Consider the following 19,462-nt stretch of genomic DNA (forward strand, 5'->3'; position numbering starts at 1 on the left):
TCCTTTTGTTTGTAAATTTTTTATTTCTCTTTTAATCCTTCCCCTACGCCTTTTAACAAGTTTAAAGAGAATTTAATTGCCCGATTAACATCTGGATCTTTCAATGACCGAGCAAGTTCAAACATACTCATTTTTTTCTCCTCTTTTAATCCTTCTTCCGCTTTTTGCAATCCTTTGGCAAACCCGCTTGCCAGCTTTTCTGTTGTTTGAGGATTAACATCTGTTAGCGCTCCTGCTGCTGCCATAGCGTTATTAATAGCATTTGTCACAGGAGGACGAAGCATCTGTTCAACAGCAATTTTCGTCACGTCTTCTTTGGCTTCTACAAGGTGATTAACTGCTCCTAATATTCCACTCTTATGAAGCTCTTGAAGTAATGTCATCGTTTCTTTCACGCCACCCACATTTTTAGAAAGCTCGTGAAGCACTTCTTGAAGGGTTCTTTCTTGCTCTTCCTCTTCTGTTAATACTGGCTTTTCAATTTTTGTAATAGGTTTCGCCATTATACTCCCCCCTTACCTTACGTTTGTTTCTTTTCTTACAGGTTGGTTTTGATCTGCAATCGGTTCATAATCATCGCGCTTCCATTTTCGCTCAACTTCAACCCCAAGCTGAGGATAACGTTTGGCATAACGGTGATTGTAAGATGGAAGTGGCTTTTCTCCGCTTTCTGCTAAAACATCCATCTTTACTTTTGTTTGTTTATAAGCAGGAGTTTGGGTTTGAAGATCTCCTGCCGTTCCGGTTAAAAGGTTGACGGCATTTTCATGCTGAACAGAGTGCATCGGTACATAAAGTTCATTTCCTTCAACGCGATCTGTGATAAGGGCATGAAGTTTAATCGCCCCATATGGAGAGCGAAGGCGAACGAGCGAACCATCCTTTATGCCTCTCTCTGCTGCCAGATGTGGGGAAACTTCTACAAATACTTTAGGAAGCTTGTACTGAATGCCTTTTGATTTGTTTGTCATATTCCCAACGTGAAATTGTTCTAAAAGTCGGCCATTATTTAACGTTAAGTCATACTCTTTTGGAAACTGAAGTGGAGGTACATATTCTTTGAGTGAGAACCGTGCCTTTCCATCTGGAAAATTGAAGCGTTTTGTATAGAGAAGCGGCTCGTCTTTTCCACTGTGTTGAACAGGCCATACAAGACTCTTCCATCCTTCTAATCTCTCATATGAAACACCCGCGAAGTTTGGGCAAAGGCGAGCAATTTCATCCATAATATCGCTTGGATGGTGATACTTCCACTGAGCCCCGCATCTGTTTGCTATTTTTTGAATAATCCACCAGTCTGGTTTAGAATCTTCTAATGGTGGGATCGCTTGGTAAAGACGTTGAATTCTTCGTTCTGTATTTGTGAAGGTTCCATCTTTTTCAAGGGACGGTGAAGCTGGCAAAATTACATCTGCAAACTGAGCCGTTTTTGTAAAAAACAAATCTTGCACAACGAAGAAATCTAGCTTACTCAGTGCATCCTGAACATGATCTGCATTTGCATCAACTAAGGCCATATCTTCTCCTATTAAATAAATGCCTTTTAAACTTCCCGCTTGCGCTCCTACTAACATATTTACGTTCGTTAAGCCGCTTTCTTTTGAAATAGACACGCCATAAGCCTCTTCAAACCTTTGTCTTGCTTCATCATCTGTAAGAGGTTCATTTCCAGGAAGCGACTGTGGAAGTGCCCCCATATCACAGGACCCTTGTACATTATTGTGCCCCCGAAGCGGATAAGCGCCTGTTCCTGTTCGTCCAAAATTACCAGTTACAAGCAAAAGGTTCACAATCGCGCCTGACGTGTGGGACCCAGCGATATTTTGCGTCACACCCATTCCCCAAAGAATACAGGTTCCGTCCGCTTCATAAATCATTTTTGCTGTATTGTGAAGGGTTTCTTTAGAGAGACCTGTCACTTCTGAGGCATAATCAAGCGTATATTTGTCTAAGAGCTCTACATATTCCTCATAATTGCCAATACGCTCTCGGATGAATTTTTCATCATGCCAGCCTTTGTCAATCATATATTTTGCAAGAGCCGTTAACCATACATAGTCTGTTCCTTGTTTCGGGCGAAGAAATAAATCTGAACGTTCTGCTAATTCGTGTTTTCTAAGGTCAGCTACAATGAGCTTTTGGCCGCGAAGTTTACGAGCGCTTTTGACACGGGTTGCTAATACGGGATGTCCTTCTGTTGGGTTTGCGCCGATAGTGATCACAAGACCAGCATTCTCAATGTCTTGAATTGTGCCAGAGTCTCCTCCATAGCCAACAGTTGCAAGCAATCCATTTGTGGCAGGAGATTGACAGTAGCGGGAGCAGTTGTCAACGTTATTTGTTTCAAAAACTTGACGCGCAAGCTTCTGCATTAAATAGGCTTCTTCATTTGTCGTTTTAGAAGAGCTCACAAATCCAAGGGCATCTCCACCGTACGTTTCTTTTATAAACGTGAGCTTTTCTCCAATGAGCGTAAGAGCTTCATTCCATGATGCTTGAACAAACTGATCACCTTTTCGGATGAGAGGGGTTGTTAAACGTTCATCACTATTTACAAAATCCCAGCCGAATTTCCCTTTAATACAAGTTGAAATACTGTTAACAGGAGCCTGTTCGGTTGGTTCAATCTTTAAGATTTCTCGGCCTTTTGTCCATACTTCAAATGAACAGCCAACACCACAGAAAGTACACACTGTTTTGGTTTTCTTTGTTCGTTTTTCTCGGGCTGCTGCTTCTACTTCCGATAGGGCAAAAACAGTCTTGTAGTCTGGCTCGACTTCTTTCACAAGATCAATCATTGGATTTAATATCTTTTCCGACATCCCCGTTAAAAACCCTGCTTCTCCAATCATCGATTTTTCCATTAGGGCATTACATGGACAAACAGTGACACATTGGCCACAGGATACACAAGAAGACTCGTTAATACTTTTTCCGTTGTCCCACAGAACGCGTGGCATTTTACGTTCCCAGTCAATTGTAAGCGTTTCGTTTACCTGAACGTCCTGGCAAACTTCTACACATTTCCCGCATAAAATGCACTGATCTGGATCATAGCGGTAAAAAGGATGAGAATGATCCTTTTCATATCCTTTTTCACGAAACGGGCGTGTTTGATGTTCAATCTCAAGCTGTTCTGCTGTATTATGTACACGACAGTTTCCATTGTTGTTATCACAAACTGTACAGTATAATAAATGATTTTCCAACAGGCGATCCATCGCTTCTTTCTGAGAAGATTGGGCACGTTCAGATGAGGTTGAAATCTCCATTCCTTCTTCAACTTCAGTAGAACAAGCTCGCATAATATCGCCATTAATTTCACACATACATGTATCACATGTTTGAATGGGACCTAACGTTTCGGAATAGCAAACATGAGGGTGGGGGATATTTTGAGCTAGTAAATAATCTAAGAGCCTTGTCCCTTGTTGAATTTTATGTTCTTCCCCATTAATTGTAACTGCAACCGTCTTTTCCATCTTTTCTCCCCTTTTCTCTTGAACTCCAACTCTCCTCTTTTTTTGAAAATAGTTCACTTACTGAACTATTCTAGTTGTTATTATACTCTTTTCTCTTTTTTTATCTCAAATTACAATAGGCTTTGCATGGCTATCCTTATCTAGAAAAGATCTCTTTTTAGGAAGGAAAAATAATACGTTCACTTCCTGTATAAACATTAAAGCCCTCTCCTCGAATGAAGCCGACGGTTGTCATCCCAAGCTCTTCTGCAAGTTCTAGCGCTAGCTCGGTTGGAGCAGATTTCGATAGCAAAACCTCACAGCCTATCTTATTTGCTTTAAGTAAAATTTCAGAAGAAATTCGACCGCTAAAAGCCACAACTTTCCCATGTAAATCAATGTTATTTTTTAAGCAATAGCCGTAGATTTTATCTAAGGCATTGTGCCTTCCAATATCCATTCTCTCTAGAGAGAAACCGTTTTGGTCATAAAGAGCGGCATTGTGAACACCTCCTGTATGTTTGAACGTATCTGCACTGTTTTGGAGCTTATTCATAAAATGAATACATTCCTCAGAGGTAACGCTTACATGTTTGGAGTTTATCTTCTTAGCCGCAAGCGCGTCTGTTGTAAAAACGAAACCTTGTCGACTTCCTCCGCAACATGATGTAATATAGCGCTTGTTTTGAAAGGTTTCATAATATGTATGAAGGTTTTCAATTTCAACATGAACAAATCCTTCTTTTTCTTGTATCCATAAATTCTTAATATCTTTGTAGGACTGAATGACTCTTTCAGAAGCTAAATAGCCAATTACCATATCCTCTATATACTGAGGTGTGCATACCAGTGTCACAAATTCTTTTTCATTCACTTTGATGGTAACTGGAAATTCTGTAACAACAGAATCTTCTATATTTATTATCTTCCCATTCATAAATTTAATAATATTGCGTCTTTTAATGATTGATTCCATCCTATTTTACACCCTTCAACCTATATTTTCTCTAACTTTTTCCCTTTTTCCCCCAAAAAGAATCCTGCTATAAAACAAAAAGCAGGATTCTTTCTGAGCATTCTATATTGATGTTTATGATAGAATCCATTTTTTTACGCCCCATAAAATGATTAACCAAAGTGGAATCGACATTAGGACTCCATAAAAGCAGCCTGTTGCAAAAGATGGTTCTCTTTTCATCGCTGTATCCTCTACTTTCACTTCTTATTTTATGGTTATTTTTTCATTTTATCATGCTTGCTCTTTCGTTTAAAACAATACGTGACAAAATTCCCTTCAATCCTTCACCAGACTGCTATATTAATTCATTATCTGACACTCTTGAGAGGATTTTTGAAAGAAATTAGAATAAAGCTGAATAAACAGAAAGGAGAAAAAAATATGGAACTTTCATGGCTTTTACCCTACATACTTGTATCCATCACGATTGTCCTTATTCCAGGTCAAGACATGCTTTTTGTTCTTACCCAAAGCATATCTTCTGGACAAAAAGCAGGACTGCAAACTGTAGCAGGCTCTATTACCGGAACAGTGTTTCATACGCTGCTTGCTTCTTTTGGACTTTCCGTTGTTTTTGCAAGCTCGCTGCTTGCTTTTAATATTTTAAAAATCATTGGGGTCATTTATCTTCTCTACTTAGCTTTTCAAGCTTTCCGGGAAAAGAATCCATCAGTAGTGCTTCCTCATAAAAAACAAGGACACTATTTTCGAAAAGGCATGATTATGAACTTATCAAATCCAAAATGTGCCCTGTTTTTCTTGACGTTTCTTCCTCAATTTGTACGTCCAGATCTTGGACATGTGAATTTCCAAATGCTTTTATTTGGTTTTATTTTTATTATCGAAACGTTAATCATTTTTAGCATCATTGCCTTTTTTGCTTCTAAGCTTGGCCAAAAGTTTATTCAAAACTTACGCTTTCAGTATGTTTTAAAATATACAAAAGGAACGGTTTTTGGACTACTTGGTATTAGTTTATTATTTTCAAGTCGTTAAATTTTGCTCAAAGAATTTTCTTTGAGTTTTTTTTATTTAATATCTTTTAGAACATAGTTTTCTTGAATTACTGTTCTTTTTATCAGGTTATTCTTCCTTTTAAACTGATTGATGTTTGTTTTTTGGTTTTTAGAGGAAAATATAATATTGTTTTTTGTTATATTTTTAATAAATCTATTTTGTGATAATTTTCACAAAGTAGACAAAATAATTGGAATTTATTTGTTGTCACCTATAAAAATATGATGTATGATTTAATTGTGAAATGATTCACAAACGAATTTATACATTTTCTTAACGTCAGAAAGGATGAGTTATTCATGGAAAAAGTAAACCGCGTCGCATTAATTGGAACAGGATTTGTAGGATCAAGCTATGCTTTTGCTCTTGTAAACCAAGGTATTGCAGATGAACTAATTATGATTGACTTGAATGAAAAGAAAGCAATGGGAGATGTGATGGACCTTAATCACGGAAAAGCTTTCGCCCCTCATCCGACTCACGTTCGATTTGGTAATTATGAAGATTGTAAAAACGTAGACCTTGTCGTGATTTGTGCAGGGGCTAACCAAAAACCTGGCGAAACTCGCCTTGATCTTGTTGAAAAAAACTTAAAAATTTTTAAAAACATTGTTGATAACGTAATGGCTAGCGGATTTGACGGCATCTTTCTTGTCGCAACAAACCCAGTAGATATTTTAAGCTATGCAACTTGGAAATTTAGTGGCTTGCCAAAGGAACGCGTAATCGGCTCTGGCACAATTTTAGATACGGCTCGCTTCCGCTTCCTTCTCGGTGAATATTTCAATGTTGCTCCTAAAAATGTACATGCTTATATTATTGGAGAACACGGTGATAGCGAGCTTCCTGTTTACAGCTCTGCTGATGTTGGTAGCATCCCTGTTCTTAAAATGATTGAACGCAATGAAAAATACAAACTAGAAGATTTAGATGACCTATTTATAAATGTACGTGATGCTGCTTATCAAATCATTGAAAGTAAAGGTGCTACCTTCTATGGCATTGCAATGGGACTTGTGCGTATTACAAAAGCGATTTTGCGCAATGAAAACAGCATATTAACCGTATCTGCCCTCTTAGAAGGTGAATATAACGAAGAAAACGTCTATATTGGGGTTCCAGCTGTTATTAATCGAGATGGAATTCGAGAAATTGTAGAACTTGATTTAAATAAGGAAGAAGAAGAAAAGTTTGCTCATAGTGCACATGTATTAAAAGAGATTTTAGCTCCACACTTTGAAGAAGTAACAAAATAACACAAAAGAAAGAGTGGGTCATCATGTGGATTCAAAACTATAATCCTTTAGATAATGTTTATTTATCAGCACTACTTGCAGCTCTACCTGTACTATTCTTTTTGCTCTCACTCACCTTATTTAAAATGAAGGGCGTCATAGCCGCCCTTCTTACCTTACTTATTAGTGCTTGTGTTTCTGTGATTGGCTTTCATATGCCAATCACAAAGGCATTAGCAGCAATTGTACAAGGCATCGCGAACGGACTTTGGCCAATTGGCTACATCATTATTATGGCTGTTTGGTTATATAAAATTGCCGTGAAGTCTGGAAAGTTTGCGATTATACGAGGCAGTATCGCCAACATTTCCAGAGATCAACGCCTGCAAGTGCTATTAATCGGATTTAGCTTTAACGCCTTTTTAGAAGGAGCAGCAGGCTTTGGCGTTCCAATTGCTATTTGTGCAGCTCTGCTCACAGAACTTGGTTTTCGTCCACTAAAAGCTGCTATGCTTTGTTTAATTGCAAATGCTGCTTCTGGGGCGTTTGGAGCTATTGGCATTCCTGTTATTGTAGGAGCACAAATGGGAAATTTAAAAACATTGGACTTATCACATACGCTTATATTCATTCTCCCTTTCATTTCTTTTATCATTCCCTTTTTACTTGTCTTCATCTTAGATAAGTGGAAAGGAATTAAAGAAACGCTTCCAGCACTTCTTGTTGTAAGTTTAGTTTTTGCAATTTCCCAAACATTAACAATGTTCATTTTAGGTCCAGAACTTGCCGACATCATTCCTGCTCTTCTCAGCATGGCAGCTCTAGCTATTTTCCTTCGAAAATGGCAGCCAAAGCATATTTATCGAGAGAACAAAGAAGAAAAAATCAGCACACAGCCTCATTTTTCATTTAAAGATATTGTACTTGCATGGTCACCTTTTTATATTTTAACAATCATGATTATGCTATGGAGCTTACCTGTTTTTAAAGCTCTTTTTGCAGAAGGTGGTCCTCTAGCGAAAACAACGCTAATGATTCACATTCCTAGCCTAGATCAAGCGGTTATGAAAATACCGCCTATCTCAGCTGAAAAAATGCCGCTTGATGCTATATTCAAATTTGATATTTTAGCGGCAACAGGGACAGCTATCTTTATTGCCGTATTGTTAACAGCTCTTTTAAGTCCTAATATGAATGGGAAAAAAACGTGGGAAGGACTTGGTGAAACCGTAAAAGAGCTCTGGCTTCCGATTGTGACAATCTGCTTGATTATGGGCTTTGCAAACCTTGCCAATTTTGCTGGTCTTTCTTCTTCTATTGGTCTTGCGCTAGCTAAAACAGGTGACATCTTTCCCCTTCTTTCTCCTGTGCTAGGCTGGATTGGCGTTTTTATTACAGGCTCTGTTGTTAGCAATAATGCGCTATTTGGTAACTTACAAGTTGTAACAGGCGCTCAAATTGGCACAAGCTCATCGCTTCTTCTCGCAGCTAATACGAGCGGAGGCGTTATGGCTAAGCTTATTTCACCACAGTCTATTGCGATTGCAACAGCTGCTGTTAAAGAAACAGGTCAAGAATCTAAACTGCTTACAATGACGCTTAAATATAGTTTATTTTTACTTGTACTTATTAGCTTATGGACATATGTTCTTTCATTGCTTGGTATATAATACAAAAAAGCCCTGATTTTTAGTCAGGGCTTTTTTGTTCTTGGATAACATGGATCATTTTTACGATAAACGTCTCTCTTTTTGCTTAAAAACTCTTAAAAATAGAAAAAGCAGCAAAATGGGACAAAAAGGCGAAAGAAGAATAAGGGTATAATAAAGTGCATTTCCTCTTTCAAATGCCTCATGCATCATAAAATCTCCGTTCCATACAAGCAAGAGCTCGGCCAATAAAAGAAGAAAAATAACTCCGATTTCAGCAGCCTTTATCCGTCGGCGCCTCTTTCTTCGTTCTCTCCAAACTTCAAACTGAACAATTTTCATGAACATCCCTCTTTTCTCTTTTAGAGTTTGCACAAAAAAGATGACAAATTCTGCAGTTTTTCTCCTCTCATTATAATAAAACTATTCTGAAAATAAAATACACGAAAAAAGCTAAGTAGATCTACTTGGCTTTTTTCATGCTTATTGAAGTTTTCCAGCACGAATATCGTCTGTCATTCCTTCATATGGAGCTTTTGAAATGATGTTTTCGTTGTCTGTTCCAACGTTTTTAAGATACGTAATGTCTGCAAATTCAGGTACAACATATTTTGGATATGTTTCGTATTTTTCTCTTGACTCTTTCATTAAATCAAGATGATCGTTTTGGTAACAAACCGTAATCTCTGGATGTTCATGTACCCATTTTGGGAAGAAAATAATGCCGTGCATGCGTTTTTCTTCAGGCATAAAGTTAAGAGATACATCTGTTCCTGTTGGCTCTGTCCATGATACTTTATAAACGCCTTTTGTCAATTTTACAATATCAACTTCTTGATCACGTACCCAGCGTCCGCCAACCATTCCGCTATGAATACGATAATCGATTGTATGGTCATTCTTAATATACATTTCATATTCCCAACCGTTTTCATACGTATAAATCATGTGATTTCCAATAAAGTTTTCCATGTTTCTCTCTCCTTCTTGATTAAAGTATCTTGTAAATATCTAATATTACCTTTGTCTCTGTACGAAGAGCCGCTCCAACAAACAGGGAATTTTCAAGCCATTCGTATTTCTCACTGCTTGTTTCAAACGTCGGAACAGTGCGGAAATAAACGTGCTCAGGATCAATAATTTCCCCTTTTGAAGCGCGATCTCTAAACCGCTCGCTCACTTGGCGTATACCGTTGTTTTCGATATAAATAAGTTCACCATCGTTCGTTTCGATAACGTAACGAGCAGATAAATCTGTTCGTCCGTTAGCACGAATGATTTGCGAGTCGGCTCCACCGTCTATAATATTGCCATTTATCTCTCCGGTTATTTTCCCACCTTTGATTGGAATAAACTGTCGTCTTCCAAGCCTTGTGTGGCCAACAACCATTGGTGCGGCAACTTCAATTTCTGCAGAAGCCACTTTTTTCAATGACGGCTTATTCATAATAGTTTTTCCCCCTTCTTCTTCTAAGTAAGAAGAAATCATGTAACTATTTACATGTTTATATTAACGCTATGATATAATAGTGTCAAATAATAGAGCTGGAGGCAAAGCATGCGGATTTTAAAATATGCGATACTAGGACTTCTCTACAACGAGAAATTAACAGGGTACGATATTACAAGTAAATTTAAAGGACCACTTGGACAGTTTTGGACAGCAAAACACAGTCAAATTTATCCTGAATTACGAAAGCTGACAGATGAAGGATTTATTCAATATGAAGTCGTTGTTCAAGGAACAAAACTTGAAAAAAAAGTATATGAAATTACTTCGCTTGGAGAAAAAGAGCTTTCAGAGTGGCTTGAAAAAGTGGAGCGAGATTCAAGTGTAAACAAAGATGAATTTATGCTAAAAACATACTTTATTTCAGCTATGGAGAAAGAAGAAGCATATGACCTTTTTAACGATCAGCTTGTTAAGAGGAAAGAAAATCTTTCAAAGCTTCAAAAGACGCTATCTTTACTAGAAGAAGATGAAATATCGATTACGTTCTCTTCTCCTCAATTTGGTCACTACCTCGTCTTAACGAGAGCCATTGAAAGAGAAAAAGGATATATTGTCTGGCTTGAAAAGACAATTGACCTATTGAAATAAAAAAAGCCTCCGTCGTTGCGGAGGCTTTTTTTTATCTATTTAACTCTTCTAACAGTGGATATAGTTCTTCTAAATGAGTAATTTCGTACGTTGGAGTAACTTCATTACGTTCTTTATTTTCACGGTTAATCCACACTGATTTCATTCCAATGCGTGAGGCGCCCAAAATATCTGTCATTAAGTTATCTCCTACCATAATCGCATCGTCTTTTTCTAATCCCATTTTTTCAAGAGCGTGTTCGAAAATGGTTGGATCAGGCTTACCACGACCAAATGCTCCTGAAATAATAATCTCGTCAAAATAAGGAGCAATCTCAGGTGTGATCTCAAGCTTTGTATTTTGAAGATCTGGAGAACCGTTTGTTAATAAAAGAAGACGGTAATTCTCTTTTAGCTTATCTAACGTACGAAAGCTTTCTTCATATACAAACGGATGCTTACGACGTTCAAGTGGAAAGCGTTCTGCAAGCTCTGCTCCAAATGCTTCATCATCGATGCCAAGCTCCTTTAATCCTTGTGTCCACGCTTCTTTTCGATAAGCTGGTACAATATCTTTCATTTTGCGAAAGTTATCATCATCATCTAAAAAGTTTCCCCATAGTCCTTCAAAAGGATTGATTCCAATCATTTGAGTAAACTCATACGTTTCATAAGAAGAGTAAAGTTCACGGGCTTTTTCTCTTACCGCTTCTTCTAATTTTTCTACATCTACATTACGTTTCTGACTTGCATATGTACACGTTGCCACAAAGGCTTCCTTTACGCTTTTTTTGTCCCAAAGCAGCGTATCATCAAGATCGAAAAAAACAGCTTTAATCATTCTGCGTTCCCCACTTTTTCATTATGTTTTAAAAATTGCTTTATTTCTATAAGACTACATCGAAAAAATGAATAAGTAAATGAAAATTCTCTATTTTTTATTATTATTTACTCTTTTTCCGAACATTTTTTTGAATAGACGTTTAAATAAGTACCCTAGACCGAACAACACCATTAAAATCAACAAGAACTGAACGCCAATTTTCCCATTATCTCCAATCGTAATTTCTCGTGAAATGAGCGCATCACTTCCCCATACAAGCACTGAACCAATGGTAACAAGCACAACAAAACCAACTAATAAAAGAGCTAGTTCGTAAAAACGGAGCTTTTTTAACATATGTCGGTGTGGCCAACTAAAGCTAATAACCGCAAGTAAAAGCAGCAACAAAAGCCATTCGGACTGGATAAACCAAACGGTAATGCTGTATGTAATAATAGATGTATAGGCAATATTTGTTGCATCAAATCTTTGTTTCACAACTTCCCCTCCACTTGTCTTACACAAGATGTTAAAGATATTCGTATTAAACATTATAGAGCATATATGACGCATTTATCTTTATATGACTCCTTCTCTGTAATAAATATACATTGAAAAGGATGAATAATAAGCGTATAATTAAGATTAGTTAGAAAAATTATAACAGATTTCCTTCACATGTTAACAGTATTCATAAATGTACCATCTTAGCGAATACAAGGAGATATGTGAATTTTTTATTTGTAATGCTTAGACAGGCTGAATCGCTTTCATCTAATGGCAATATAAATTAAGCAAACAAACAGATTCGTTCTCCTTACAAAGCGTGACAAACGTGAACGTACTCTGTCAAAAAAGAGGAGTGGTGTTATGCATTGGAGTAAACGAAATACCGAAGAAGAAGTACAAGAAGAAGTTGCTGTATGGGAATGTGAATCAACGGAATGCGTAGGATGGATGCGAAAAAACTTCTCGTTCGATGAAAAGCCAAGCTGCCCTTTATGTGGTTCCTCAATGAAAAGCGGCGAGCGCATGCTGTCTAAATTGACAAACTTGCAAGGTCGATAGTATCTTTGTGTCTTTTATCTAGCACGAAATGCCTCCCTTTTGAGTACAATAGAGGTGGTGATGTGAAATGAAAAATCGTGATAAAAGTATCCGAAAGAAGCGACTTTTAAAAGAATACTTGAAAAAACAGCTTAAAAATTTAAGACCAAAACCCGCAAAAAAACCCGCATCAAATTATAAACCTTCGGCATAAAAGGAAAAAGGCTTCTCCATCTAGGAGCCTTTTTTTGTTGTAGTATGCGTGAATTCTTTTTTATTACACATACTAGCGTTAACTTATAAAAAGGAGACGCACAATGACTATTTTACTTATCAAACTGATCTTAACCCCTGTTTTAGCAACATTTGCGGCCTTTATTTTCCCCGGTATCTTTTATTCTTCCTACTGGCAACCAATTGTCATTGGTGTGGCGATTGCTCTTGTCACAAGGTATGTGGAACGCATTTTGCTTCGTTCTCATACTAAAATTATTACGCTCATTATCGACTTCTTCACGGCGTTCTTTATTACCTATATTTTGCCGTACGGATTTGAAAATGCATACGTTCTTTTTCCTGGCGCAGTCTTTACAGCTATTTTATTTACAGTTGCAGAGCTTCCGCAACATTATTTTCTTCTTAAAGAAGATGTTGAACAAAATTCAATCGTATAATGTTCTAATAGGTGCATTATAGCAAAAAAAACATAGGAGGTTAACCCCCTATGTTTTTTTGTTGCATCTCTAATCTTTCTTCCTCTCCTTCCACTGATACTATACCCTTCTTCATTTCACCATTTACTTCAACAATCAAAATAAAAAACGAATATCTTGTCCTTCCCAAAACACGGAACCAATCTCCTCCATTCTTATCTTTTTCGTTACTTTTTCTTCTTTCACGGTTGACTTAGCTGACTTGCTTGTTATTATTTTGTCACTGCAAGTAATAAAGAAATAACAAACAATGATAGGACAAGAAATCCTATTTTCTTTATTTTGCTTTCTCCTATCCCGTGGATCTATCCATTATTTTTTCTATACGATGATTTAAGAGAAATGAAGTTAATTAAAAACATTAAAAAACCGCTAAGAATTGGCAAGCCAATCATGTCTCTCCACTCGGGCTGTTTTTGTGGAAGACCGCTAACCAATACATAGAGCGTAAAAAATACAAACATAAATGTAAGAGATTGAAAAAAGATTTTTTCATTTCTCTTTTATAATCGTTGCTGCTAAACGTATCCGTATATTCCATTCCAGAGAAAATATATCTTAAAAAGATGTAGATAACCTGTCCAACTACGACAAAACTAAAAAACATGTTCGTTTCTATTATATGAAGTGGATACGTATAGCTTGCAATTAGAAATAAAAGACTAACACATATCCCTAAAATAGCGGCTTCTCCTAAAAAGTATAAAATCCTTTTTTCTATGTATTCATCTTCTGGTAAAAAGATCGATAGCCACGATTTCTTCATCTTCATTCCCCTTTCCAAAATAGGTCATCTAACGTTTTTCCTAAAGCATGGGCAATATTAAGACAGAGCTTTAGCGACGGATTATATTCTCCTTTTTCAATTAATCCAATCGTTTGTCTTGTCACATTAACTTTCTTAGCTAAGTCTTGCTGAGTCATCGACTTTTCAACGCGCGCTAATTTCACTTTGTTTTCCAGACTAACACCTTCTTAATATAATGCAATATATATATTACTTATTGTTATATATAGATTACATCAAACAAAAGGTTAATTCAATAAATTTCCATAAAAATAAACTTCTCTTATATAATAGGAAGAGAATTAATCAGTTTTTAAGGATGGGAAAAGAGAAATATGATCATTGTTGAAACGCTTTTTGCCCTAATTATTTTCTTTATGCTTAATCTTTTATGTGACAGAAAAAAGAAAGCTCATAAAAAAGGTTAGGCATTGTGTCATGTATGCAAACGATGATAGCAATGATTCTTTTTTCGATATTCTAATTTTTTGAATCTCATATAAATAACAAAGGAGTTTTTAGATATAGATGTAAAAACAGAAAAATTTTAAAGAGCTTTTCATTTCTTTGGCTAATTCTTAATATTAAGGAGCTACCGAAGATTTTGAAGTAAAAGTATAAAAAAAGAGTTCCATATCTAGTATAGAGCTCTTTTTGCTTATGCATCTTTTCATTGTTATCGTGCTTTTTGGATTTAAAGTAAAACACCCCTCTAAAGTAACAGAAACATATTGTAGTAGGTTACTATTGACCTAAACTATGTAAGACATTCTATCTCACTAAAATAGGTTCATCCTCCTGATCCAACAAATTCACTAGAATTACTTTATGATAAAGTGATATAATCTCCACATTCAGATTGTTTAAGTAAATAAAATTCAAAATTATATCTAAATATGAGTATTTATCTAAAAGGAGGCTGTTTCATGTCTAATGTATTATTTATTAACTTACCAGCCGAAGGACATGTCAATCCAACTGTGGGATTAGTCAAAGAGTTAGTTGAGAGAGGCGAAACGATTACATATTATTGCGCAGAACGTTTTAGAGAGCGCCTCGAAAACGTTGGTGCTGTTGTCCGAACATACGAAGATTTTTCAGAAACGATGAATGCAAATACTCTTCCTAGCATGTCAAAAATCTTAGAAGCGAACAGTTTTCTATTAGACAAAATTATGGCTGACATTCACGGGGAAACATATGACTATATTGTTTACGATGAAGTTTGTCTAGCCGGCGTCATTTTAGCGGAAATGCTAAACATCCCTAAAATCTGCAATTGCACAACGTTTGCTTTTACAAAAAACATGTTAGAAGACATGAAAAAACATCTAAATATAACAGAAGATATAGAAGGTTTTGATGAAGAAAGTGAAAAAATATTAACAGATATTGAACAGAAATACAATGTAGATTTAACCTTTATCCGTAATAAAGGTTCCATTATGCCGAATCCTGGGGACCTAACGATTGTCTATACTTCTGAACATTACCAAATGCATCGTGAAGAGCTTGATGATACGTTTAAATTTGTTGGACCTTCTATTGTCAAAAGACAGCATAATATCGAATTCCCATTAGAAAAACTAGAAAACGATTCTGTAATCTTTATTTCTCTTGGAACAATATTCAATGAGAACATTGAATTTTATCAAACATGCTTTAAAGCTTTTTCAGATTTTGAAGGAACCGTTGTGATGTCCATCGGTAAAAAATTAAAAATAGATGAGCTTGGTGATATCCCTGCAAACTTTATTGTGAAAAACTATGTTCCTCAGCTAGAAGTGCTGCAACATACAGATGTGTTCTTTACACATGGAGGAATGAACAGTTCAAGTGAAGGATTATATTTTAATATTCCATTAGCTGTACTGCCTGTAAGTGTTGATCAACCTATTGTTGCAAAGCGCATTGCAGAGTTAGGAGCGGGTATTCATCTTGATCTCAACAGTATTACCGCAGAGAAATTAAAAGAAACAGCTCATACCCTCTTATGTGAATCTTCTTACAAAGAGAACGCTACAAAAATTAGCACCTCTTTCAAAAATGCAGGTGGCTATAAGAAAGCTGTAGACGAAATTTTTTCTTTTAAACGTCAAGCACTTAGTGAAAGTGTGAAATGACATTAAATAAACTAAAAAAGATCCCCCATTTATGAGGGATCTTTTTTTCTATCTTCCTTTATGCTTCGCTTTTGCTTTTTTCTTTTTAAGGAGATATTTTCGCTGTTTTTCTTCTTCACGGTGCTGCTTTGTGATGTGCTTATGTTGCTTTTTTCGTTCTTCATATTCTTGCCTAACTGCTTCTTGGGCTTTTGTTGAGACTCCAGTTCTTCTCATCTCTTTTGCTACTCTGCGCTGTAAACGCTTAGGGTTGATGCGTTTGAGGTCGTTTTGTTTTACATTGACACCTGATTGATGTGAATTATGAATAAAAGTTGAAAGTTCATGATAGATAAAAGTTAACACTTCTGAATCTTTCGGTTCTCCTCCAAACACGTGACGAAATGCTTTTAAATGGCCGTCACTTACAACTTCAATTGTTCCAACCCAAAACTGACCATCATGGTAAATCGTTAATCTCATAACGATTCCCGTTGCCAAAACCTTATAAAATCTATAAAATTTGTTTATTTCCCTGTTCTACGTGTCCGATTTTGCCAAAGCTACTCTCGTTTGGTCTAACACTCCGAGGGCGTAAATTCCGATACAACGAATCGTATACATTAACGATAACATTCAGATGTTAATTTGTTGATTGATAATGCGATGAGTTAATAGAAGCATTCAAATCCCTATCCATCACAAGCCCACAGTCACATTGATATAATCGGTCAGATAACTTTAGGTCTTTTTTAATTTTCCCACAACATGAACACATTTTAGAAGATGGATACCACTTATCAGCTTCAACGACTTCAACGCCATGCTTCTCACATTTATACTGAATTTGGCGTTTGAATTCGTATAATCCTTGTTTGGCAATCGCTTTTGATAAACGCTTATTCTTCATCATTCCTTTGATGTTCAAGGTTTCCATTACAATTCGATATGGTTTGGTTTTCACGATATCGTTTGTTGCTTGATGGAGATGGTTAGTTCTGATATTTGATAATCTTCTATACAGGTGTCGTATCTTACTTTCGATTTTTATAATGTTGCTTGTTTTGATGAACCGGTTTCCCTTCTTGTTCATTTGATATTTTCGAGAAACTTGACGTTGCAACCTACGAAGGCATTTCTCTGTCTTTTTTACTGATTTTGTTTTGTTAATGTTTCTAAACTTTCTACCATCTGAACACACAGCTAATTCTTTCACCCCAACATCAATTCCTACAGATATATACCAGTACTTACCATCGAAACTAATTCTCGGATTTGAGTACTTTCTGCCCATAGGTATTCGTTCAGATGTTTTAATCCAACCAACTTTTTCAATCAATACTTCGCCCTTTTTAACTTTGAGTTTGACGTTATCATTGTAAAAAGACGGTTTAGATTTCTTTCTGTTTTTAAAACGTGGTTTCTCTGTTTGTTTCTTAAAGAATTTCTTATACGCATTACAAGCATCTTTAATAGCTTGTTTTGTGATATTATTTGATACCTCATACAACCAAGCATACTCTTTAGTTTGTTTCAAAGCAGTCAATTCTTTACGAAGGGTGCCATTGGATAAGAATTTGCCACCATTCTTGTGATTTTCTTCTTGTTTCCTCAATGTCCAGTTATATGTCCAACGAGCTGTTCCTGCTGATTTCCAAAGCCTATGTTCCTGTTCTTTAGTTGGTTTTATCCTTATTTTCTTCGTGAGAATCACTTTCCATCAACTCCTTAATCATCCTCTCAGCTTTTTTCGCTCTTTTACCTTGAAGTTTACAGCTAAACACTGTAACACTTTAAATTAAATCTTCAACCAATTTCTGTTCTTCGATCTTTGGAGCGTTATCTATTGCTTCAATATTCGTTCCTTATTTATTACATAGGTTTTCTATTAGTTCAAAACCCAATCTTATCAACCAATCTTTATATAGAATAAATATCTTTTCTACTTTCGAATTAGTAACCTTGTCTATTAGTTTAAATGTTTGTGTTGCTGTTCCTAAAAATGCAGCAAATTCGTCTATTGAATAGTACTTTATTTATAAAACTTAGTTGTTTTATAATCTTTTTTAGACTTATTTTAACTGCTGTTCACCTCCTCTACCAAATACCATGAAATGATGAACATTTCGAGGAGAGGAAGGCTATTGATATTCATTTATCATCATGCATCCAGACTACCAACCGAATTGTGTTGTTTATGAGCAAACCTATATGTAAATGAGATCGCCATTCCTCCATCATGCTCACACTTCTGCCTCCCCTAAATTCTGTAAGAATGCTAATAATACTCCTTTCCTTTTTACCTACTCAAGAAGGTTTTCCTTAATATTCCTACTAAAACAAAAACGTGGTAAAATATGTATAAAAATTCAAAAAGGAGTGATACTTATTGTAAAAAAAGGGTTAATATCAGGCATGCTTATCTTGCTTATTGTCCTTATTACTACCTATTTTATAGGTGAATGGAAATATGTTTACTATGTTTGCGGGGGAGCTGCATCTATTAATATCTTTTTAGCACTAGCCTACTTCCTTGACAGTCTCATTCTAGGAAATAAAGGCACAATGTCTTCTCGTCGAAAAAAACGCAAAATCGGACGTGTGGAGGAATCGAAGAGATTTATATCGATTGCCATTCCAAACATCCTCGCGGTTTTAGTTTATCTAGTTGTATAGTACCTATAAAAACATAATAAAAAAGAGAGAATCCCCTCTCTTTTTTATTGCGCGACTAAGTTCACGTGACTTATCGTATGGTCAGCACTTTCCACAAATTCAAGCGCATAGTCTCCTAAATCATAAATATGATTTGTTTCATTTGTGCCTGTGATAATGTGTGTGCGGTCTTCTTTCCCTAAATGCTTTATCATCATGTCAGGTGTAATGCCGCCAAGATTTGTTTGGCGTTCCACATTTGTTCCAAAGTAGCGCACTTCTTTCAACACTCCTTTTTTATTATAGGAGAAGTCGTAAGAAGCTTGCCCCATTGAACCTGAATAATGTTCAAAGTTACCTTCTACTGAATAAGGCTTACCAATGCTGTTATATACCTCTGTACGCGTTGTTTCTCCAACAACGAACTGATCGCTAAATCCTCCATAAACTTTTCCTTCTTGTGCTTTACTATACAAGCCTAGCAGAGTATTTAGCGCCATTTGTTTTTGCTCATCTTTAATATTTGTTGTTTTTTTTGTTGTTGGGCTCTCTGCATGAACAGTTGCGCCAATGCCGCCTACAAAAGATGCTCCAATTAAAGCTGTAGCAGCGATCATTTTCGCTTTTTTCATGATTTAAACCTCCTCATTTATCTTCTATCTTCAAGTTTTCCACTCCCTATACTTCTACCCTTCACTTCATGTACTCAAACAAATTAGTTCAAACGAATCCCTTATCAATTTAACGTGTTAAAGAGAAAAATTAGATAAGCAATCTTTTTTCTATTTGCATATAGTAAAAAGCGCCTAGTTTCGGCTTTTCGTGCTTTCGAAACTTTCTTAATACTTCCAACGGGGTTTGAAAACAAAATATAT

General features: G+C 36.1%; 22 protein-coding genes and 1 pseudogene. 9 read left to right on the plus strand and 14 right to left on the minus strand.

Translation table 11 applies throughout. From position 1 onward, the window contains the following. Positions 1 to 20: 20 nt before the first annotated feature. The 3 genes from MOC86_RS11385 to fdhD form a co-directional block, all read right to left on the minus strand. Positions 21 to 503: a DUF1641 domain-containing protein gene (locus MOC86_RS11385; RefSeq protein ID WP_268584296.1), complete on the minus strand. Its 483-nt coding sequence runs from the start codon at positions 501 to 503 to the stop codon at positions 21 to 23. 12 nt (positions 504 to 515) lie between these two features. Then, on the minus strand, positions 516 to 3,482 hold the full coding sequence (fdhF, locus tag MOC86_RS11390) for a formate dehydrogenase subunit alpha (protein WP_268584297.1): 2,967 nt from the start codon (positions 3,480 to 3,482) through the stop codon (positions 516 to 518). A 157-nt stretch (positions 3,483 to 3,639) separates the two neighbouring features. Next, positions 3,640 to 4,437: a formate dehydrogenase accessory sulfurtransferase FdhD gene (gene fdhD, locus MOC86_RS11395; protein WP_268584298.1), complete on the minus strand. Its 798-nt coding sequence runs from the start codon at positions 4,435 to 4,437 to the stop codon at positions 3,640 to 3,642. A 423-nt stretch (positions 4,438 to 4,860) separates the two neighbouring features. On the opposite strand from fdhD, the gene MOC86_RS11400 reads away from it, so the two are divergent. From MOC86_RS11400 to MOC86_RS11410, 3 genes are all read left to right on the plus strand, one after another. Continuing rightward, complete coding sequence (locus tag MOC86_RS11400) at positions 4,861 to 5,475, plus strand: LysE family translocator (protein WP_268584300.1); 615 nt, start codon at positions 4,861 to 4,863, stop codon at positions 5,473 to 5,475. Between the two features lie 320 nt (positions 5,476 to 5,795). After that, positions 5,796 to 6,752: an L-lactate dehydrogenase gene (locus MOC86_RS11405; protein WP_268584301.1), complete on the plus strand. Its 957-nt coding sequence runs from the start codon at positions 5,796 to 5,798 to the stop codon at positions 6,750 to 6,752. Between the two features lie 23 nt (positions 6,753 to 6,775). Then, the gene (locus MOC86_RS11410; protein WP_268584302.1) at positions 6,776 to 8,401 is read left to right on the plus strand and encodes an L-lactate permease; all 1,626 of its coding nucleotides are present in this window, start codon (positions 6,776 to 6,778) and stop codon (positions 8,399 to 8,401) included. A gap of 60 nt (positions 8,402 to 8,461) precedes the next feature. On the opposite strand, the gene MOC86_RS11415 is transcribed toward MOC86_RS11410, so the two are convergent. The 3 genes from MOC86_RS11415 to MOC86_RS11425 all read right to left on the minus strand — a co-directional run bounded on the left by MOC86_RS11415 (position 8,462) and on the right by MOC86_RS11425 (position 9,827). Continuing rightward, a complete protein-coding gene (locus MOC86_RS11415; protein WP_243509524.1) occupies positions 8,462 to 8,722 on the minus strand; it encodes a hypothetical protein in 261 nt (86 codons plus the stop codon). A 141-nt stretch (positions 8,723 to 8,863) separates the two neighbouring features. Then, positions 8,864 to 9,352, minus strand: coding sequence for a phenolic acid decarboxylase (locus MOC86_RS11420; protein WP_268584304.1), 489 nt, complete (start codon positions 9,350 to 9,352; stop codon positions 8,864 to 8,866). Between the two features lie 19 nt (positions 9,353 to 9,371). After that, a complete protein-coding gene (locus tag MOC86_RS11425) occupies positions 9,372 to 9,827 on the minus strand; it encodes a DUF3237 domain-containing protein (protein WP_268584305.1) in 456 nt (151 codons plus the stop codon). Positions 9,828 to 9,938: 111 nt separating this feature from the next. Between MOC86_RS11425 and MOC86_RS11430 the strand changes: the two genes are divergently transcribed. Further along, a complete protein-coding gene (locus tag MOC86_RS11430; protein ID WP_268584306.1) occupies positions 9,939 to 10,481 on the plus strand; it encodes a PadR family transcriptional regulator in 543 nt (180 codons plus the stop codon). A gap of 31 nt (positions 10,482 to 10,512) precedes the next feature. Here the strand turns inward: MOC86_RS11430 and MOC86_RS11435 are convergent, their stop codons facing one another. Together MOC86_RS11435 and MOC86_RS11440 are read right to left on the minus strand one after the other, a co-directional pair. After that, positions 10,513 to 11,301 (minus strand): HAD family hydrolase, encoded by a 789-nt coding sequence (locus tag MOC86_RS11435; RefSeq protein ID WP_268584307.1) that lies wholly within the window; start codon positions 11,299 to 11,301, stop codon positions 10,513 to 10,515. A gap of 90 nt (positions 11,302 to 11,391) precedes the next feature. Then, on the minus strand, positions 11,392 to 11,781 hold the full coding sequence (locus MOC86_RS11440; RefSeq protein WP_243509533.1) for a hypothetical protein: 390 nt from the start codon (positions 11,779 to 11,781) through the stop codon (positions 11,392 to 11,394). A gap of 372 nt (positions 11,782 to 12,153) precedes the next feature. Between MOC86_RS11440 and MOC86_RS11445 the strand changes: the two genes are divergently transcribed. From MOC86_RS11445 to MOC86_RS11455, 3 genes are all read left to right on the plus strand, one after another. Continuing rightward, positions 12,154 to 12,351, plus strand: coding sequence for a cold-inducible protein YdjO-related protein (locus tag MOC86_RS11445; protein WP_019394327.1), 198 nt, complete (start codon positions 12,154 to 12,156; stop codon positions 12,349 to 12,351). Positions 12,352 to 12,418: 67 nt separating this feature from the next. Continuing rightward, a complete protein-coding gene (locus MOC86_RS11450; RefSeq protein ID WP_264158241.1) occupies positions 12,419 to 12,544 on the plus strand; it encodes a hypothetical protein in 126 nt (41 codons plus the stop codon). Between the two features lie 103 nt (positions 12,545 to 12,647). Beyond that, positions 12,648 to 13,004 carry a DUF2512 family protein gene (locus tag MOC86_RS11455; RefSeq protein WP_019394329.1) on the plus strand — a complete coding sequence of 119 codons (357 nt, stop codon included), beginning with the start codon at positions 12,648 to 12,650 and terminating at the stop codon, positions 13,002 to 13,004. Positions 13,005 to 13,434: 430 nt separating this feature from the next. Here MOC86_RS11455 and MOC86_RS11460 read toward each other — a convergent pair whose 3' ends face one another. Together MOC86_RS11460 and MOC86_RS11465 are read right to left on the minus strand one after the other, a co-directional pair. After that, positions 13,435 to 13,809, minus strand: a complete 375-nt coding sequence (locus tag MOC86_RS11460; protein ID WP_268584308.1) for a hypothetical protein — start codon at positions 13,807 to 13,809, stop codon at positions 13,435 to 13,437. 2 nt (positions 13,810 to 13,811) lie between these two features. Further along, on the minus strand, positions 13,812 to 14,006 hold the full coding sequence (locus MOC86_RS11465; RefSeq protein ID WP_268584411.1) for a helix-turn-helix transcriptional regulator: 195 nt from the start codon (positions 14,004 to 14,006) through the stop codon (positions 13,812 to 13,814). 750 nt (positions 14,007 to 14,756) lie between these two features. Between MOC86_RS11465 and MOC86_RS11470 the strand changes: the two genes are divergently transcribed. Next, positions 14,757 to 15,953 (plus strand): macrolide family glycosyltransferase, encoded by a 1,197-nt coding sequence (locus tag MOC86_RS11470; protein WP_268584309.1) that lies wholly within the window; start codon positions 14,757 to 14,759, stop codon positions 15,951 to 15,953. Positions 15,954 to 16,001: 48 nt separating this feature from the next. Here MOC86_RS11470 and MOC86_RS11475 read toward each other — a convergent pair whose 3' ends face one another. The 3 genes and pseudogenes from MOC86_RS11475 to MOC86_RS11485 form a co-directional block, all read right to left on the minus strand. Further along, complete coding sequence (locus tag MOC86_RS11475) at positions 16,002 to 16,415, minus strand: YjdF family protein (protein WP_268584310.1); 414 nt, start codon at positions 16,413 to 16,415, stop codon at positions 16,002 to 16,004. Positions 16,416 to 16,575: 160 nt separating this feature from the next. Then, positions 16,576 to 17,646, minus strand: a complete 1,071-nt coding sequence (locus MOC86_RS11480) for an RNA-guided endonuclease InsQ/TnpB family protein (RefSeq protein WP_268584311.1) — start codon at positions 17,644 to 17,646, stop codon at positions 16,576 to 16,578. Continuing rightward, positions 17,609 to 17,908 (minus strand): annotated as a pseudogene (locus MOC86_RS11485) (IS607 family transposase); the annotation flags it as partial. The pseudogene MOC86_RS11485 and the gene MOC86_RS11480, both read right to left, overlap by 38 nt. Before the next feature lie 439 nt (positions 17,909 to 18,347). Here MOC86_RS11485 and MOC86_RS11490 point away from each other — a divergent pair. After that, positions 18,348 to 18,608, plus strand: a complete 261-nt coding sequence (locus MOC86_RS11490) for a hypothetical protein (RefSeq protein WP_268584312.1) — start codon at positions 18,348 to 18,350, stop codon at positions 18,606 to 18,608. Between the two features lie 44 nt (positions 18,609 to 18,652). Here MOC86_RS11490 and MOC86_RS11495 read toward each other — a convergent pair whose 3' ends face one another. After that, positions 18,653 to 19,219, minus strand: a complete 567-nt coding sequence (locus MOC86_RS11495; RefSeq protein ID WP_268584313.1) for a YjgB family protein — start codon at positions 19,217 to 19,219, stop codon at positions 18,653 to 18,655. Positions 19,220 to 19,462: the final 243 nt, after the last annotated feature.

This window comes from Priestia endophytica, from assembly GCF_026790145.1.
Classification (GTDB): domain Bacteria; phylum Bacillota; class Bacilli; order Bacillales; family Bacillaceae_H; genus Bacillus_I; species Bacillus_I endophytica_A.

Excerpts from the sequence above, each read along its gene's own strand:
- MOC86_RS11495 (WP_268584313.1), bottom strand. The coding sequence starts at position 19,219 with ATGAAAAAAGCGAAAATGATCGCTGCTACAGCTTTAATTGGAGCATCT.
- MOC86_RS11460 (WP_268584308.1), bottom strand. The coding sequence starts at position 13,809 with ATGAAGAAATCGTGGCTATCGATCTTTTTACCAGAAGATGAATACATA.
- MOC86_RS11445 (WP_019394327.1), top strand. The coding sequence starts at position 12,154 with ATGCATTGGAGTAAACGAAATACCGAAGAAGAAGTACAAGAAGAAGTT.
- MOC86_RS11435 (WP_268584307.1), bottom strand. The coding sequence starts at position 11,301 with ATGATTAAAGCTGTTTTTTTCGATCTTGATGATACGCTGCTTTGGGAC.
- MOC86_RS11425 (WP_268584305.1), bottom strand. The coding sequence starts at position 9,827 with ATGAATAAGCCGTCATTGAAAAAAGTGGCTTCTGCAGAAATTGAAGTT.
- MOC86_RS11410 (WP_268584302.1), top strand. The coding sequence starts at position 6,776 with ATGTGGATTCAAAACTATAATCCTTTAGATAATGTTTATTTATCAGCA.
- fdhD (WP_268584298.1), bottom strand. The coding sequence starts at position 4,437 with ATGGAATCAATCATTAAAAGACGCAATATTATTAAATTTATGAATGGG.
- MOC86_RS11455 (WP_019394329.1), top strand. The coding sequence starts at position 12,648 with ATGACTATTTTACTTATCAAACTGATCTTAACCCCTGTTTTAGCAACA.
- MOC86_RS11385 (WP_268584296.1), bottom strand. The coding sequence starts at position 503 with ATGGCGAAACCTATTACAAAAATTGAAAAGCCAGTATTAACAGAAGAG.
- MOC86_RS11420 (WP_268584304.1), bottom strand. The coding sequence starts at position 9,352 with ATGGAAAACTTTATTGGAAATCACATGATTTATACGTATGAAAACGGT.
- MOC86_RS11430 (WP_268584306.1), top strand. The coding sequence starts at position 9,939 with ATGCGGATTTTAAAATATGCGATACTAGGACTTCTCTACAACGAGAAA.
- MOC86_RS11475 (WP_268584310.1), bottom strand. The coding sequence starts at position 16,415 with ATGAGATTAACGATTTACCATGATGGTCAGTTTTGGGTTGGAACAATT.
- MOC86_RS11405 (WP_268584301.1), top strand. The coding sequence starts at position 5,796 with ATGGAAAAAGTAAACCGCGTCGCATTAATTGGAACAGGATTTGTAGGA.
- MOC86_RS11400 (WP_268584300.1), top strand. The coding sequence starts at position 4,861 with ATGGAACTTTCATGGCTTTTACCCTACATACTTGTATCCATCACGATT.
- MOC86_RS11490 (WP_268584312.1), top strand. The coding sequence starts at position 18,348 with ATGCTTATCTTGCTTATTGTCCTTATTACTACCTATTTTATAGGTGAA.
- fdhF (WP_268584297.1), bottom strand. The coding sequence starts at position 3,482 with ATGGAAAAGACGGTTGCAGTTACAATTAATGGGGAAGAACATAAAATT.
- MOC86_RS11450 (WP_264158241.1), top strand. The coding sequence starts at position 12,419 with ATGAAAAATCGTGATAAAAGTATCCGAAAGAAGCGACTTTTAAAAGAA.
- MOC86_RS11415 (WP_243509524.1), bottom strand. The coding sequence starts at position 8,722 with ATGAAAATTGTTCAGTTTGAAGTTTGGAGAGAACGAAGAAAGAGGCGC.
- MOC86_RS11470 (WP_268584309.1), top strand. The coding sequence starts at position 14,757 with ATGTCTAATGTATTATTTATTAACTTACCAGCCGAAGGACATGTCAAT.